Raw genomic sequence first — 19,062 nt, forward strand, 5'->3', positions numbered from 1 at the left:
CAAAATCATTGTAGATTAAAATACTCAACCGATTGTAGCTGTTGCACTTGCAAGCAGCGAATTAATTAAACTTGAGGAGGAAATATTATGTCTGATAGTCGCGCATTGGAATTTATAAAAGGATTGTTAATTGGCGGTGCCGTTGGCGCCGTAGCCGCATTATTGTACGCCCCGAAAAGTGGACGCGAAACCCGCGAAGAACTCGGCGGACGGATGGATGATGTTTACGCAAAAGCCCGCGAAGAATACGAAGCTTCGCTGGAACGCGCCCGTCGCTCGTACGACAGTACCATTTCGCGTATTAAAGATTTGGAAAACACGGCCAAAGCCAAAGCCGAAGAAATGGAAGAAGTTGTCGGCGATGTTATCGATCAGGGGAAAGACCGGGTCGAGAATAGCCGCGGACGTTTGAAGGACGCGCTCGACGCCGCCCGTAACGCTTTCCGGGAAGACAAAGAGCAATCGACCGATTCTGACGACGAAAAATCCTGAAAGCGAAGGTAACGGGATGATGATTTGGGAAATAGGCGTTCTGGTTATAGCTCTGGCCGTGGTGGTTTTGGTCGGATTTATGGTGCCAACACTCATTCAGTTGCGCCGTTCTATTAAAAAAATTGAAGATATTTCTGTTGATATGGAAAAACGCCTGCCCGGCGTGATGACAAATGTGGACACAATTACCACCAATCTTTCCGCAATTCTCATCAGCGGAAGGCAGCAGGCAGAAACGATAAACAGTGCCGTCACCCAGCTAAAAGGCGTGGTGGACGATGTGGTGGATGTTGAAAAAAATATCAAACATCAGATCGATACCAAGCTGATCCGATCGCTGGCTACCTTCAGCGCCAGTGTAAAAGCAGCCCACGCGTTTATGGCGGTTATCCGCGATGGCGAGGTAAATCAACAACCCAAACCCAAGCGCCGGTTGTTCGGTCGCAATAAAAAATAGCAACGGTAAATTGCACGATATATGGCAGATATTGGACTGAACCAAAAAATTAGCGCCGGAAGCCGGGAGTTTCACCTCCAAACCTCAACATTGGTTGAAGAGGGGATGATTCGGACAGAAGTTTTCGAAAAAGGTCGGGTGCTGTTTGTCGCAAACCACCAATTTGAGCGACGCGGAACGGATAACCAGAGTGGTGCCGAAAGCCGTGTTCGCCAGTTTGTGGACAAATTTCACCAATCCATCATCGAAGAAATTGACAGTCTTTTCGAAATATCCGAAAAAATAATGAACGAAAACTTGCCCGCAGCACACGAAAAGCTCGGGCAAGTTTTTTTGTATTCGCACATTTTTGATAAAGCGGAGCGCCATTTCCAGCGTGCACTGGATCAGGAAAGCACCCGTTACAGCAGCTATGTGTATCTGGCGCGGGTGTATTACATGCAAAAAAGTTATCATCCTGCATACGAAATTCTGGAAAAATTGCGTCTGCAGGGCATCAAATATCCGGATTTGTTCAACCTGTTGGGATTGGTGATGCTCGCCAAAAACAACTTCCGCCAGGCGATGATTTATTTCAAAGAAGCGCTGAAAAAGAATCCCGGATACATCGAAGCTTATTACAATCTCGCCGAAACAATTTTGACCCGTCTAACCAGCCTGCTGCGCACGAATGCCGAAACAGAGCACAAACAAAGTTTGGGATTTTTGCGGGCAATTTTGAAAAAAGTTGAGCAAAATGGCGATATCGACGACCGAATGCACAGCGCGCAAGTGCTCAAAGCCCTCCAAACGATGGACGCCTCCAAAGCGTTGCAACTGATGCGCGAACGCCGGGAACAACAATTTTTACGAAAAGTGCCGCCGGAAGTAATCGGCTACAAATTTTTCCTGCGGCTGCTGTATTCCGAAACGGAAATGTCCAAAAGTGCGATGGAGAGTTACGAACGGCAAATTTCCGAATCGTTGCAACAAAATCCCGCATTCCCTGACCTGTGGCACTACCTTGCGTTAATCCATTTGATGCAGTGCCGGCAACATTTTCTGGATGGGCTGGACAACTTCCGGGAAGCCACCCGGATCAACCCGCAATTCGAAAAAGCGCTGAAAAATTTGCGATTGGTAGAAAATGACGGCCGGGAATTTTTGCAGATGATCAAAGGCATTGTGTAGCGGTTCGGGTTTACAGTTCCGGGTATGAACGGATCGCAAATTTGGGATTTTTATCCATTCAAAAGATATTGTTGCAGGGTTCGCAAATGTGTGAACCGCATGATTCAATCGCCTGAATTTTGAGAAGTAAACAGCTGAAAACCGGTAGCACGTTACGGAATCCGGAGATCCGAGAATAATAGAATAATTTCATTTAATGAATATTATGTAACAAAAGGCTACACGGTGTCGCGTTTTATTGGGGTTGGGTGCCTGCCAAATACGATTTACATGCAATTACCTGTGATTGGAATCACCATATATTTTATGGTTGCAGGATATTTTCGTATCTGATAATATACAATCTACTAAAACAGGATTCGTAAAATGACGCATCTTTATGCAAAAAAGCATATTTTTATTGTTGTGTTCGGCCTTTCTGTGCTGCTGCTGACCGGCGCTGCGGCAATGGCGCAATCTGCCGTAGCCAATGCGGATAGCGACGGGAAATTACCGGATGCTGTCATTACGCTGAACCGGGCAGCAATGGGCGCAACCAACGAGTTTTTGGCGGTTCGCGATTCGATCGGTTTTGAGTTGAGCCTCATTTCTGCGGAACTGGACGGCGAACCGGTCTGGACGCGCAAATCCACGGATGCACCTGTGGTAGATGGCACCATCCAATGGCATTTTCATATGCCCACCCGCCAACTGGTGCTTGACCTCCGCGGGCTCAGTGAATCGTTCAGCGATGGCAAATCGCTACGGTTAACTGTCGCGCCGGCGAACGCCAGGGTGAAGGATTACCGGATCACGGTTTTCGATGCTGCAACAGTCGAAGCCGCCCACAGCCGCGCGCAAACTGCGCTTTCCGGCATCACCATCGAATTCAACTAACGGAAATTTGTATGATGAACAGCGTTACGCGTTTAATACTCATCCTTTTGTGCGTCAGTTTACCGCTGCAGGTGTGGGCGGATAAAGGCACACCCAGCTCACAAAACCTTAATTGGGCAGACAATAACGGTACTTCAGATGCCAGTTTTAACTGGATTGATATCGGTCCGGGGCATGTGTTATCAAATTTGAATTCTACAAACTACGATACGGTTTACACAGCACCGCTACCGTTTTCATTCAATTTTTATGGTACCGATTTTAATACGCTTTATGTTAGCACGAATGGATGGATGTCGTTTTTTGATTACGCCACCTCTGTGCGAAGTTTTCCGAGTAATCAGCAATTCTCCACCATGAGCTTTACAGAACACCCGGATACATTGCTTGCACCATATTGGGACAGGATTTCTTTAGATAATGCAGATGCAAAAATCGATACATTGACCGCCGGCGTGGCGCCATATCGCAGGTTTGTCGTACAATATTCAAACATTAATTCTGCCCTTTTTCCTGTCCCGAATTCTCCGTTGACGATGCAGGTTGTGTTTTATGAAACGACAAATATTGTCAAATATCAATATTTTGATATCGGTGCTTTGAATGGGAATTCTGCAACAATAGGGCTCCGGTTTGCGAAAGGGAGTCCGGCACCCAACGATTTTATACAATACGCCCATGATACGCCTGGCTCAATTGCTGATGGACGTGCGATCGTTTTTTATCCATCCGATAATTTGAATGCAACAAGTTCGCTGGATATTACAACCGTTGCGCAAGGCACACAAAATCAGGCGTTTACGCTTAGTGTGGCTAATGTGCAGCTAAATGGATCATCGTTTTTACAAAACATGGGCAAGGCGGATGTTGTTCGTCTCGGAAAGCCAAGTTTATGGGCTACTACCGAAATGTCTGTCAATCAAGTTGTGGTAGATGGCGAAAACTTTTTTCTATTGAACAGTTCGAATCCACCGACAGCAAATCAATCACTGTTTTTGGGTAATGTTGCGACCTGGTATTATAATTCCACAAATGATAGTTTGTATGTACAGTTTCCACCTTTTGCAATAAAAGACTCTGTACGTGTTGGTTTTCAAACTGATATTCCGGCAACTTTAGCTGGAACATTTAATTTTAACCCCGTTATCTACTCAAGAACCGAAGCCGGGTTAGGTGCGAGCACAAGTGCCCAGTTTACGGTTACATCAACACCGATAGATACATTATTCATTGTAGAACCGGACACATTGTCCGGAATCGTTGGAAATCAGCTTGCTAATTTTACAGTTGAAGTCCGCGATGCATTAAACGCCCCGGTAGAAAATGTACCGATTAGTTTTTCAATTACCAGCAAGCCCAGCGGTGCGGAAAATGAAGTGCTGACCAAATATGTTGTTGCAACAAATTCATCTGGTCAGGCATCAACGCAATTAACGCTCGGAACTAAAACCGGAAGTTACACGGTTCGGGCTTTTGCGTCAAATACTGTTCCTGCAGATACTTTTTTTACAGGAATCGCAACACCCGACGCACCTGACAGTATTCTCATCGTTTCCAACAGCAGCGTTTCGGGGCAATTTGGGCAGGCATTGGCAGATTCCGTGCGGTTCCGGTTGGTGGATCAATTCGAAAACGCCATTTCAGATTCAACCATCAGTTTTATTCCGGTTAGCGGTAGTGTAACGCCGCTCAATCGCACGACCAATGGTTCCGGCGAAGCTGCGACATCGTGGACGCTCGGGCAAACCGGTTCGCCGCAATTGTTATCCGCACAGTGGACGGATGGCACTAATACAGCCAATAGTGCAACGGTAAGCGCAACAGTAACTACCGGAGCCGCAACAGCGCTGGAATTGGTCAGTTTGCGCGGCATTGCCGGAGAGGACAGCGCAGCCGCCATTGCCGGTGAAGAAGTGACATTTACGGTGCGGGCAGTGGATGCATTCGGCAACACGGTTTCTGGTACCACCATCGATTTTGAGGCGTTGCCCGGTTATTCTGTAAATTTCGATGCCGATCAATTAATCAGCGATTCCAACGGTCAGGTAACCAACGTTGTTTCCACTGATTTAACCCAGGATTCCACCTTTTTCCGGGCGATTATCGCCGGAACAGATACGCTGGATTTGCACGTTTATCATTTGACATACGTTGCCAACAGTCTGTCCCCAACCATTACCGATCCGGGCGCTTCAGTGGGATTTTCCGTGCAGATTCAGAATCCCTCACCGCGAACGGTTTCGCTGAACAGCAGCGGAACATTATTCGAATTCAGCGAAGGTGCCACCACTTTCAGTGCGGCGCTTTCATCCGGTAGCACGGTTTTGCCGGGCGTCAACACCTTGCAATATGCAACTACAGCCATCAATTCCAATTTTTCAACCAGCAGTTTTACGCCGGAATTGACGTTGGCAGGAACCGGAACAAATAACCGGCTAAATGGCACAATCCTGTTGCCGGCCAATTCGCTGCAATTGTTTGATGTCAATATCACATTTTCCGGTTTGACGCCTTTGACTGTCACGGAAGGACGTCCGGTAACGTTTACCGCGCAGCTATCGAATACCGGCAGCGGAAACATAACCCTTTCGCCAACCGCTTCATTTTTGAGCTTTTCCGATGACACGGTTTATCTCGATCAGAGTTTTGCCATTCCCGGTGGCGGCGCAACGGTTGAAATTACGTTCACGACAAATCAAATTTTATCCAACAACGACACCAACGACTATCCGTCCAGCGTTACCCTGAGTGGTTTCCGAAACGGTTTGCCATTTGATACTACCTTGACGACAGGTCTGCCGCAAATTTTAGTGCAACGGGTGCCGAATGTGATTGTTAACTCGATTAGTGTTGCACCAAACACCGTTTCGCAAGGTCGCGATTCGGTTTTGGTAACCCTCACTTTCCGAAACAACGGCACCAACAGGGCAACCGCCGAAATCGATTTGACAAATTATGTCACGTTGGCAACATCGCAATTATCCGGCATTCGTCCGCAAGAAACGACAACGCTTTCGATTCCGGCAAATACAAACAGCTCGCCCGTAACGTTTTACTTTAATGTATCCGGCAGTTACCCGACCGGAACAGATAATGCGCTGACCACTTATCGATTGGTCGATATAAATTCCGATATCGCAGATACTTTGACGACTACGGCAGCTGTTGCAAACGAATTTAATGTGGTTTCCCGATCCAGTTTGAGTATTGTGAACGCAGCGCTGTCAACCAATCTGGTTGTTCCCGGGCAAACCGGCATCGTGTTGAATATCGATCTCCAGAATAGCGGCGCGGCAGATGCGCGAATTAATTCCGGCGATGTTGACCTCATTTTTAACAACAATCATATTTTAACCCCATCAACCGCGTTCCCGGTTACCGTAACCGGCGGTGGGGGATTATCGAACCTGAGCTATACGCTGACGGTTGATCCAAATTCGGCAATCGGATTTGATCCGCTGGATGTGAGCATCAGCTATCTCGATACGTTATCCAACAAAACATACGCGCTCACCGGCACCGATCTCGATTCGCTGGAAATCCGATCCGCAATTCCGGCGTCGGATTTGCAAATCCAGAAAGTGACCGCGCCCGCGCAAGTGGTGCAGGGGCAAAGCGGGTTGAATTCATTTGTCCGGTTGAAAAACCTGAATGCGACAACTTCCATTCGGGTGGATTCGCTGTTGCTGTTTTCCGGGAATACCGGAATTTCCGGCAGTATTGTAACGGCATTGCCCGTAACCATCGCCGCCGGTGACACTGCCCAATTTGCGTTTTCGCTGGATATTGGCGGCGCAGCAACTACCGGTAACAGTGTTATCGATGCCCGATTTAAAGCTACCGAACTGCGATTCGGCACATCGCTAAGCGATACCGGTGCTGTCAATCCGGCAACCGTCACGGTTTTTCGTCCGGCAGCGCTTTCCTTTAGCCTGGAATCCATCGAACCGGATACGGTTAGTCAGGGACAGAGCGGCATTATTTATTCCGCACGACTGCGAAACGGCGTTTCCGGCGATTTTCGGGCAATCGCAAATATTGACACGGTATCGCTGAATGTCAGTTCGGGGATCACCGCCACGCGGGTCAACCCTGTTGATCTGCCGTTCTCGCTGGCAAGCGGCGCAACCCAACTGGTGCAGTTCCGGCTGGATGTGCCGGGTGCCGTGCCTGCCGGAACCTATTCGCTGGCTGCAAGCGCAACCGGTGCAGATTCGATCTCCGGATCAGCGTTGAGCGCCACGGCAACCAATGTAAATCTGGAAGTGCAAGCCGCAGCTACATTGGCGGCAACGGCAATTTCGATCGTAAAGAATGCCACTTCGCGCGATTCCGCATACGTCGGGCAGCAGGATTTGATAGTTACCGCAACGGTACAAAACAACAGCGCTGCGCCGGCAATGCTCGATAATGTGTCGCTGGTGCTGCGAAATGCGTCAAATAATGATCTCAGCTATCCGGTGCAGTTGCTCACCAATAACCTGCCGGTAACGTTGAGCAGCGGCGCCACCACCGATGTGCAATTTTCGCTGGATATTCCCGGCAGTTTACTCACCAACGATTTCCCGGTTTTCTTTGGCGCGATCGTCAGCGGGGAAGATGTCAACAGCGGTGCCAGCCTTATCGATACCACCCTTAGCCTGAAAACGCTGCAAGTTTTTACGGCGCCGGACATCGCAAATACAGCAACATTCCTCGACACAACTGGCTACGGTCCCGGCGAAACCGCAACATTTCATGTTCGGGTGACCAATAACGGTGGCACACCGTTGGTGGTCAGCGGTTCCACCCAACTGGTGCTCAAAAAAATTACCGATTTGAACACGACCTTCACTGTACCGGTAGATTTGACCAACTCACCGGCATTTATCGGGGCGAATAGAGACACCACGCTGCAGTTTTCACCGATAACCCTTAACACAACCGGCACTTATCAGGTGTCTGTAAATGTGCTCGGCAACGCGTTTGGCGATGCACAATCGTTCACGGATATTTCAACGAATACGGCAATCACCGTCGGCGATTCTGTAAATATAAACGCAACTCTCGCGTTGTCTGATAATGCTGCGATTATCGGCGATTTGCTCACGGCAACCCTCAGTCTGGAAAATAACACAGTAGTTGATCTGGAAACCGATGCCGGCGATTCCACGCGTTTGGAACTCCGCTATGCGGACAATAACGAGTTGCTATCGATTGAAGCATTTGATTCGGTAGTTACCATTCAATCCGGAATTCCATCACAATTGATCTGGGATTTTACAGTCCCGCTTTCCGCACGGTCGGGTGTTGTAAACGTCAACGCGATTGTCAGTCTGAACAACGGCGATATCAGCATCATCCGGCAACAAAGCTTTGAAATCCAGACCGGTGTGATGGTTTCATATGATACCCGCAGTTTGACGCCGGACACCGTGGTCGCCGGGCAAACGACCCAGTTTATTGCCAGATTTGTCAACACAGGTTCCACAGATTTATTGGTGGATCGCGATAGCTCTTTTATCGAGTTTACAGACGGCTCGCTTACCTATAATGCAACAGTTGCTGAATCGTTCGTGATCTCCGGGAATGACACCAGCGAAATATTTTTCCAGTCCAGACAGATTCCCGTTGGTTTCAGCACCGGAAATTTTGATGTATCGTTCCATCTTTTTGGTGATTTATCCAATGGCGATACCCTTACAGCGCTCGATACAACGGTTGCAAATGAAATTGATATAATTAGTCCGGCAACGATCGTCGTGGATTCGCTGTCGCTGAGCCCGGTAACCATGATCGCCGGTGCGGAAAATATTGAAGCGAGATATTATTTGCGGAATTCAGGGCAATCGGCTGCGCAAATCCGCAACATCACCAGCCGCTTTTTGGATGCCGCAGACGGCGATGCCAGCAGTTTCTGGAGTTTGCAAAGTCAAAATCCTGCAGCGGTGGATACGCTGTTGGGCGGCGATACCTTGCTCGTTCGCAGATTTTTCCGGTTGTCGAACAATATTCCAAACGGACAATATCGCGGCAGGGCGGAAGTTCGCTATAACGATATTCGCAGACCTAACACAGTTAACACATTTAACAATCCCACACCGGAAGATACCGCCGAGGTTCTGGAACGCGCCACACTGGTTTTTGCTGGAGCAATTACCAGTCCCACCGGAGCGATTGACGAAACGGTTTCTACCCTGCAATCATTCAACTGGCAACTGGATTTGAGCCTGAAACCCGGCTCTGGCCCGTTGCAAGTGGGAGACAGCACAACCATTTTTCTCGATTTCCGCAATAAAGGGTTTTATCTCAATGCCGGGTTAACCCGCGATACGCTGACCATTCGCATGTTCCCGGATGAAACCCGCGATATCCCAATCTGGACGGGTAACACAGCCAAGGTTTCGGTTCTGAGAGCTGTTATTACTGATACGTCGCTGAGCGGCGATGGCGTTACACCCGCGCTGATTGATGGTCCAAATGCTGCCACTTTGGAAATGGAAATCCAGCAGCGCGCTGCGTTAGCCGCCCGTTGGATCGATGGTCCGATGGTCGTTGGTACCCAACAATTTACCCTCAAAGGGCTTATTGAAAACAACGGTACGGCAGGCGTTTCGCCGAACACAGCCCAGGCGCTGCTCACTTACCCGAACACGGTTTACAACCTGGATTCCGGTTTGGAAGACCAGACCGTGACCATTGGTGACACGATAGAATATCTGTTTACTGCATTGGCTGCAACCAGTGACATATCCGATTTTGTGTTGAGCATCGGCCCGGCAACCGCAGCGCTGGATACCAACACCACGGATTTCGCATTTATTGCAGATACCAGCGATGTGAAAACCATTGAATTGTCAACGGATGACGTAACGGTTGTTGCCGTTATTGACTCTTCCGAAGGGGCAAAAGATGGCGTTGTTTCTACCGGTCAGACGTTTATTATCGCGGCAAGTTATCAATATACAAATGTTGTAGATACCGGAAAAACGGCAGTAATTTCATTGCCGCCGGGCTATTCCACGCCCAATGATACGATCTCAATCGGGACAAACAGCGGTGTTGTTTACTGGGCAGTACGGGCACCGAATACGGCATCGCCGCAACAAAATATTTCTGTCGAATTTTCCGGATACCGGGATACCGGTGGAACTCCGGCACTGGTGAGCGATACTGCTCCGCCAATCGCCATCGAAACGGTTACTCAGGCGCGACTGACGCTGCAAGCCTCGATTGTTGAACCGTCCGGCGCAATTGACGGCGTTGTTTCCACCGATCAAACTTTTGGACTGCGCGTTTTGGTGAGCAAAACCGGCACGGCGTTAACCAGCGGTTCGAATACCCTGAATGTATCGTTGCCGGCGAATTACCTGTTTAGCGGCGATACCACATTTACCCTGCTAACGGGTGTGGCGGATACGTTGCAAATCACCGCGCCGAACATTGCCAGCGCACTGGATACAATTTCCGTAACATTGCAAATCGCCGCCAACGATACCAACACAAACGCACCCGCAACCGTGCAAAACGATCGGCGGGATATTGCCGTGCGGACGGTTGCAAAAGCCAATTTGGCATTGGCGATTACCGCGCCGGACAGCTTCTCAACCGGGACGAGCGGGATGCAGGTTCAGTTGCAGGTGAGCAATTTGGGCACCGCCGCCGTGAGCGCGGACAGCATTCCGGTGTTGGTCGAAATTGACCCGAATGTGTTCCATTTCAGCGATGATGGCACCGCCGCCAGCCGGACGTTCAACGTCGGGTTGAGCGGCAGCAGCGGGACGCGGACGATATCGCTGATTTCGCAGAACCAGACCGGATCGAGCGATATTCGCGGGACGTTGCAATTGGCAGGCATCAGCGATGTGAACAACAATCCCGCCGGAGCGACGGTATTTTCATCAGTTCCGCAGGATACGGCGAGTGTAGCAGTAGTGAACAGCGGGACAGTTCAGATTAACAATTTTGCGATCATCACGCCGGCAGGCGCGGTGGACAGCACCATATCCACCGGACAACAATTTACGCTGCAGGCGCAGGTGAATTTCGCCGGAAACCTGCTCACCGGCACGCGCCGCACAACTTTAACATTACCCGTCGGCAGCGGATTTACCACCAACTCGCCGCTGGAAGTTTTTGCCAATCAAAATGGCGTCGATACCGTAAATTGGGTTATTCAGGCGCCCTCGGATACCACACTGAAAGAGTTGCGCAGCCGCCTCGACACCCGTCGTGGTGAATCCGTGGCGCAGATATTGAAGCAGGCATTCAATTTCGAGGTCATTGCAAACGCATCGGATGCCAGCGGCGGATCGCCAGCGGATACCCTGGTGTTGCCGGTGGAATTGGTGGAACGCGCACGACTGAGCGTCAACGCATCGATTATCGAGCCGAATGGCGCAATCGATGGTGTGCTGTCCACCGGTCAGTCGTTTGACATTCAGATTCAGGTGAGCAACAGCGGAATCGCCCAGACAACGGACAACAATACTGTTCGGCTGACGCTGCCGACCGGTTACACGCCGCAAACAATCAATGTACCGATCGCAACCGGAGCGATCCAAAATCTGACGTTTACAGCGCCGGTATCTGCAAGTGCGCTGAACAAAATTACCGCACGGCTGGTGACCCCCGCTAATGACGAAAACACCGGTACTGCTGCGACTATCGACACCGTTCTGCGCGAAATAGCCGTGCAAACCGTTGCGAAAGCGGATTTGCAACTCTCGCTGAGCGCCCCGACGGATTTCTCCACGAATACGCCGAATCTACCGGTAACGCTTTCTTTGGTTAATCTCGGCACTGCCGCAGTAACCGACAGTGCAACCGGCAGTGAGGTTGACAGCGTTAACGTTTTAGTGACTATTGATCCGAATTTGATCCGTTTCCCGGGTAGCGCGAATGACACCATGTCATTCAAAGTGCCTATCGATGGCTCGAGAATTATTTCGCTGTCTAGCCAGGACAGTGTTGATTTGGCGAATATTCTCGGTGAATTGCAGCTTGTCGGATTGAAGGATGAGAACAATAATTTTGCTGATGCAACAGTATTTGCCAGCCAGCCGAGTGCATCGCAAAATGTGAATCTTGTGAACAGCGGAACGGTACAGATCAACAATTTTGTAATCACCACGCCATCCGGTGCGGTGGACAGCACTGTTTCTACCGGACAACGGTTTACTTTGCAGGCATCGGCGACTTTTGCCGGTAATCTGGAAAATGACTCGCGCCGGGTAACGCTGACCTTGCCGGAAAACAGCGGTTTCACTACCAATTCAACGCTGGATGTTCCCGTAGCTGCAAATGGCGATACAACAATTAATTGGATCATTCAGGCACCGTCGGATACGACGCTGCAAAAAATGCTGAGCACTATCCGTCGCGGAAATGTTTCTGCACAACAGTTGCTGCCGTTTAATTTTATTGTTGATGCAAGTGCCACAGATAGCAGCAGCGGTTTTACCTATAATGCTCCCGATACTTTAACCGTCGAACTTGTTCCGCGTGCCCAATTGCGCATTTCAGCAGCGATTGTTGCACCGGCAGGCGCACAGGATCGGACATTATCCACCCGCCAGTTTTTTGATGTGGATATCAGCATCACCAACGACGGTGTTGCCGGAACGAGTGATTCCAGCGAAGTAACGCTGGTTATCCCAACCGGATATCAACTGATTTCCGGCAGTAACCCATTGATGGTGGCAACCGGCGAAACCCGGCAAATCCGCCTGCAGGCACCTCAAACCGCCCACACAGATGCCCGGAATTTGGGCATTCAACTGACGACTCCGGCATTCGACGAAAACACGGACACAACCGCGCAGGTGCTGGTCAGCGATGCAACCATCGCCGGATTGCGAGCGGAACGCCGTGCGGATTTGAGCCTCAACTTCAGCAGTATTGGCAGTTATTCAACCGGTCGGACCGGCTTGCCGATCACCGTTGAAATCCGCAATTCCGGTCAGGCTGGCATTACGCCAAATCTCGTTCCGGTTCGCGTTGAAATTGATGATCTGAATGTCATCCAGTTTACCGGAAATCCCTTAGCGACAGCAGATACGATCAACATTTCGATCAACGAAACCACCGGTTTGGGAACGGGAACGGTGCTGATCAACACCCTGAATAATATTGCCACAACTAACCTCACCGGAACACTGCTGAGTGACAGCCTTCAGGATGAAAATAACAATTATAATGATACAACAGTAGTGGTTAGCATTCCGAACGCAGTTGAGCCAATTTCCGTTATCGAAAGTGGCGGCGTAAATGTTACCCGTCTGGAAATTACCCAGCCCGTCGGCGCAACCGATAGTATAGTTTCCACCCGTCAAATATTCACGGTTGAGGCAGGTTACGGCTTCGATACTGTTTTGGATACCGGCAGAACCGCAGCCATCCAATTGCCCGCCGGATACAGCGCCCCTAACGATACCCAAACCGTCAGCGGCGATAACGGCACAGTGAGCTGGCAGGTTACGGCACCGGCGACAGCCTCAGTTGATGTCGATAGCATCCGGGTTGTTCTGAATGCCCTGCGGGATATCGGTGGCGGTTCAACCGATCCTGTTTCCACAAACCGGTCAATTCCTGTGACGACCGTTGATCGCGTGAATCTGGTTTTGGAGACATCCATCGATTCACCCGAAGGTGCAACAGACGGTGAGTTTTCCACCGGACAAACCTTCAATTATAAAATGAAAATTAGTAATTCCGGCACGGCCAATACCGAAACCGGAGATCTCAACCAACTCAGCATTCAATTGCCTGCCGGATATACCACGCCGGTTTCAATTTTCAATCTCGCAACCGGCGATTCTGTAATGTTGCCGATTAGCGCACCGGCAACCGCCAGTCCGTTGGCTTCCATAACGGCGCAAATAGATTCAGCCGCCAATGACGAAAACACCGGTGAACCGGCTTTCGTGAGTGTCGGCACGCGCCAAACCGCCGTTCGCACGGTAGCCAAAGCGGATGTTCGGATTGCACTTTCGGCACCGCAAAGTTTTTCGACCGAAACAGACAGTCTGCCGGTTACGCTTTCCGTCGGCAACTTTGGTACCGCGGGCGTAAATGCAGAATTTGTTCCGGTAAAAGTGACCATCGATCCGAGTCTGGTTCAGTTTGAAGGCAGCAGCAGCGATACAATGACGTTTATGGTAAAACTGGACAGCACGCGTCAAATTTTCCTCAGCAGCCAGAGTGTGCCGGATACCGCAGCAATTCGAGGTGATTTGGTGCTCAATGCCATTCTGGATGAAAACACCAACCAGCGCGTATTTTCGTCAGATTCTTCTGCAACAGATTCGGTTGAAATCGTTTCCGGTGGCAGCGTGAATATTTCATCTTTTGAAATCACCAACCCGGCAGGTGCGACAGACAGCACCATCTCCACCAGCCAAGAATTTGATTTGAATGTGGTTGTAAATTTCCTCGGAAATCTGCAAGGTAACAGTCAAAATATTCAGTTATTTTTGCCGCAAAATGGCGGTTTCACCACGAACTCGCCGTTGCGGATTACAAATATTTCCGGGCAGGTGGACACAACCTGGACCATCCGGGCACCTGCGAATGTTCAACCGCCGGCAACTTTTGATTTTGCCGTTCGTGTCGTTGCCATTGATGGCAGCAGTGGAGATGACAGAATTGAAAATGCGACCTTAACCGTAGCTGTGCAAACGGCTCCCAGCCTCGCTGTTCGCGGAAACATTATTGCGCCAACCGGCGCGATTGACCGGACACTCAGCACCGGGCAGATTTTCGATTTGCGGGTTGGTGTGGAAAATCAGGTGACAGGCGGCGCAGGAACAACCGACGCCAACACGGTGGAAATTCAACTGCCAACCGGATTTACCATCGGCGATAGCAGCGGAACAACCGTTATCCAATTGGCAACCGGCGCATTCGATACGCTGAAAGTTACCGCGTCACCAAATGCCACAACAACGCTGGATTCAATAAAAATAAACCTGACCAGCGCCGCGCTGGATTCCAACAGCAACGCAGCCGCAGCAATTGGTGTTGGCGAACGGATTCTGGAAAATCTGCGAGTGGTCGAAAAAGCCAATCTGGCGGTTTCGCTGAGCACGGAAAGCCAATTCTCTGCCGGAAGGGATAGCCTGTTGGTCACCGTTCAGGTGCAAAACAGCGGTACGGCTCGAATTACGCCAATAACCGTTCCGGTGACGGTTGAAATCGACACAGCATATTTCAGATTTTCCGATGGCTCGACGGATACAACGCAATCGATAAATGTCGTTTTGACGAACGGTGTCGGCATTGGCAGCAGCAGTTTCTATCTCAATAGCCTGACAAATTTAGGTACTACGCCCATCCGTGCGGTGATCGACACAGCCGCAATTAAGGATGAAAACACAAATGCAACTGCTTTTGCCAGCGTGCCGGAAACCAGCGCCGATGTTGAAATTGTTGAATCAGCAATGGTTACCGTTGGCAATTTGCAAATAAGTGCGCCGGTTGCCGGACGTGATACGGTATCATCCGGGCAACAGTTTTCGGTTACTACCAATCTTACTTTTAGCGGGAATGTTGCCCCAACCGGGCGAACCGCAACCATCAGCCTGCCGGATGGATTCGTTGCCCTATCGGATACGCAGCGGACAATCTCGCCGGATTCCAGTTCCGTAACCTGGAAAATTATCGCGCCGAATGCCAATTTGCTCTCGCCGGAAGGCGTCCAAAACGGCACACGCGGTAATTCACCACAGTCCATTTTGGCAGATTCGCTGAATATTTCTGTGAGTGCAGAAGGCATTGACATCAGCGGCGGTGCCACACCACCGGCAGCAGATACGATCGGTTTCTGGCTGGTAGATCGGGCGCAGTTGAGCATGTTCTCAGAAATTATCGAACCGTCCGGTGCGATCGACGGCACCATCAGCACAGAACAGTGGTTCGATGTGCGTGTTTGGGTGGAAAACAGCGGCGAAGCAACAACGACCGGTAATAATCAGGTGACGGTCAAAATTCCGGCAAGCTTCCAAATTGAGGGCTCAGCCGTTGGTGACAGCGCAAATATCCTCATCGGAACCGGTGAAACAGAAAGTGATACCGTGCGCATATTTGCCGGCGCAGATGTGCCGAGCGGTCAACCGCAAATTTCTGCCATTTTGCAAGCTGCAGCAACCGATGCTAACCGCAACAAAGCGGCGGATATTTTGCAAAAAACGTCTGCGTTCAACGTTGGTGTTGTTCAGAAAGCGCTGTTGCAGGCAGATAGCCTTATCGCCAGTGCAGATATTGTTGCGCCGGAGCAGCCATTTACCCTGCGCGGATTTGTGACCAATACCGGAACCGCAAAACTGTTGCCGGACGACAGTGTTTATGTAGCGCTGGAATATGATGAAGCCCAGTTTACCATTTCGAACGGCACAGCCGAACGCCGCCGGAAATTGATCAACAATCGTGCGGAATTTATTTGGCAATTACAGGCGAACACCGGTATCACGCCAAATAATTACAATTTTACAGCACGGATAGTTGCAGATACTTCCCAAGATGAAAATACAAATGAATACGCAGCAATTGCTGCGGACACAACCGCATCATTTAACATGCAGGTGGTTGAAACCGGTGGCGCAACAATTAGCGCAGCCTACATCAACGCACCGGGAACAACCGAAATTACCGCATCCGGTTTACAGCGCGTTCGCATCTTTTTGCAACCGCAACTGGTCGGCGATTTTTCAACCGCACGAGCGAAGTTGAGCCTGCCGCAGAATTATTTTGCCGTCGATTCGCTGACTGCAAATATTTTGGATAACGGTCTGGTTGAGTGGCAGTTGGATCTGCCCGATACGACTTCTGGCGGTCAAACGTTGGATTTTGCGCTGGATATCCGGGCGGTTTCTGCGATAAATAACGCTATTTCGGAAGACAGCGACACGCTCAAAATCACGCTCCAAAAACGGGCAAACCTCTCGATTACCGGCGATGTGGTGGAAACGCTGTTCAACGATGTGGTTAGCCAGGGCGATACCATCACCTATCGGGCGGTGGTCAGCAATCTCGGCGAAGCCGGTGTACTCGCAACGCCTACGGGTGAAGTGACCCTTTCGCTCGGTGAAAAATTATTCCTGCTCGATGGGGAAACTCCCACAAAACCGTTTGGCATCGATCAGCCGGTGGAGTGGCAGGTTCGGGCAGAAGAAAATTCCGCGATTGCCGGATTGTTAAATCAGATTAACGAAACCCGCGCTGAAAAATCGCGATTGCTGATGCTGCAATCCGCCAATCAGGTGGATGAAAGCGGCGGCAGCGATGCGCGTCAGCGGGAACTGAATCAACTATTAGATGGACTGGTTCAGCAACTAACGGCACTCGCTGATCCGTCCCATTTGACAGCGCGGATTACCCGAAGTGCCCGCGATGCCAACACCGGTGCAGCTGCTTTTGTGTCGGTCGATAGTGTGCGCCGCGATGTGCAAATTGCCGAACCGGTTTCGGCGAGCATCCTTTCGCTGCAATTGTTGAATGATATAACCAGCCAGCCGCTCAGCACGGTTTCGACCGGTCAGGTGTTCACGGTTTCGGCGCTCACCGATTTTGTCGGTGCGGTGATCGAAAAACGCGGAACGCTCGAATTGCCGGATGGCTTCACGATTCTAGATGGCGATTCCACAAAATCTGTCAATGCAGATAACACGATTCGCTGGAAAGTGAGTGCGCCAACGATCATTTCCGGCGGGTCGCCGCAGCAAATAAAACTGGTGATCTCCGGACGCGACCAAAATGGTGATCCCGGAATTACCGATCCGGTTCAACTGAACAGCGATTCGACCGGCGTCATCGTCGAGCCGAAAACCAATTTGCAGTTTTACACACCGGATCCGGCATTCAGCCTTACGGCAAGCGAGCAATTTACCATTCGCGCCGTGATTAAAAATGATAATTTCGGCGGTGCCGATGCAACGGGTGGCGGAACGGTTCAATTATCGAACCTCAATTCATCATTTACAATCGATCCGGGAACGCCCGCGATTCAAAATTTCACAATCGATGCTGCAGTGGACAGCGCGATTGTTAGTTGGAACATCACTGCACCGAGCGGAAACGTGAGCACTGTGGCAACATTGCGGCTTACGCAAATTCCAATTGATGAAAACACCCAAACCACCGCCAGCGTGAATACAACAACGGAAACGGTTGACATCAACATGGTGCCGACCCAATTGGAATTGAGTCTGATTGACGAAGTAAAGCTGGACGAAGGCAGCTATGCCGCCGGACAGCAAAATTTGGCGGTATTTGGTTTGGCATTCAGGAATCCGAATCCTGCCGAAATTATCCGGGTGGATGAAATTCAGATTCGCGTAACGGAAGGCGCAACTAACGTGCCCGATGTTCAAAATCTGGTATCGCGAATGGAAATGGTCAGTTGGGAATTTTATCAAACGAACCCGAGTGGCAACGCTTCGCCACCGGATCAATTGATTAGCGTTGCGATTTCAGATCCGGAATCAAATCCGGTGCTCCTGACTTTTGACCCACCGTTGCAGATTCCTGCGGGTGAAAGCGACAGCCTTGTGGTGCGCATTGATTTGTCCGGCGCGCAGTTGAACCGCAATTTTAGTCTGGCTATTAGCAATGTTCGGGCACGCGGCGCATCCTCAAATCCGGCAGAAGTGCTGGACGGCGTCGGGACACCGATCATCAATTCCAATTTGACGACATCCGGCGGCATCACCATTCTTTCCGACGATCCGGAAGTAGCGTTCCGCAACTATCCCAACCCGTTCGGGAAAGACAGCAACAACGGCTCGGGGCTGACCTTCTTCTCTTTTGTAATGGAAAGCGGCAGCGAAGCGACCATCAGCATTTACACCCTCACCGGTCAGTTGGTCTATCGCCAAACGGAGTCCGGGCTGGATAGCGGCGGCAGATTATACAACCGAACGCTGTTCTGGAACGGAAAAAATGATGCCGGGCAAACTGTGGTGAACGGCGTTTACATCGCCATTCTGGAAGCGAACGGCAGACAGTACACAACGAAAGTTGCATTTGTAAAATAATGTAAATATTAAATTTGTAAAAATGCTTTGCGGTTGTATTCAACATAGAGCAATGGA

5 protein-coding genes are annotated in these 19,062 nt (G+C 50.2%); all 5 read left to right on the forward strand.

Annotated elements, in window-relative coordinates; genetic code table 11:
* Positions 1-87 precede the first annotated feature (87 nt).
* The 5 genes from H6629_12680 to H6629_12700 all read left to right on the forward strand — a co-directional run bounded on the left by H6629_12680 (position 88) and on the right by H6629_12700 (position 19,005).
* Positions 88-492: a YtxH domain-containing protein gene (locus tag H6629_12680; protein ID MCB9068649.1), complete on the forward strand. Its 405-nt coding sequence runs from the start codon at positions 88-90 to the stop codon at positions 490-492.
* A gap of 16 nt (positions 493-508) precedes the next feature.
* The gene (locus H6629_12685) at positions 509-949 is read left to right on the forward strand and encodes a DUF948 domain-containing protein (GenBank protein ID MCB9068650.1); all 441 of its coding nucleotides are present in this window, start codon (positions 509-511) and stop codon (positions 947-949) included.
* A gap of 21 nt (positions 950-970) precedes the next feature.
* Positions 971-2,119, forward strand: coding sequence for a hypothetical protein (locus H6629_12690; GenBank protein MCB9068651.1), 1,149 nt, complete (start codon positions 971-973; stop codon positions 2,117-2,119).
* A gap of 366 nt (positions 2,120-2,485) precedes the next feature.
* A complete protein-coding gene (locus H6629_12695) occupies positions 2,486-2,995 on the forward strand; it encodes a hypothetical protein (GenBank protein ID MCB9068652.1) in 510 nt (169 codons plus the stop codon).
* An 11-nt stretch (positions 2,996-3,006) separates the two neighbouring features.
* Complete coding sequence (locus tag H6629_12700; protein MCB9068653.1) at positions 3,007-19,005, forward strand: hypothetical protein; 15,999 nt, start codon at positions 3,007-3,009, stop codon at positions 19,003-19,005.
* Positions 19,006-19,062 lie beyond the last annotated feature (57 nt).

The organism is Calditrichia bacterium (genome assembly GCA_020634975.1).
GTDB lineage: Bacteria > Calditrichota > Calditrichia > RBG-13-44-9 > J075 > JACKAQ01.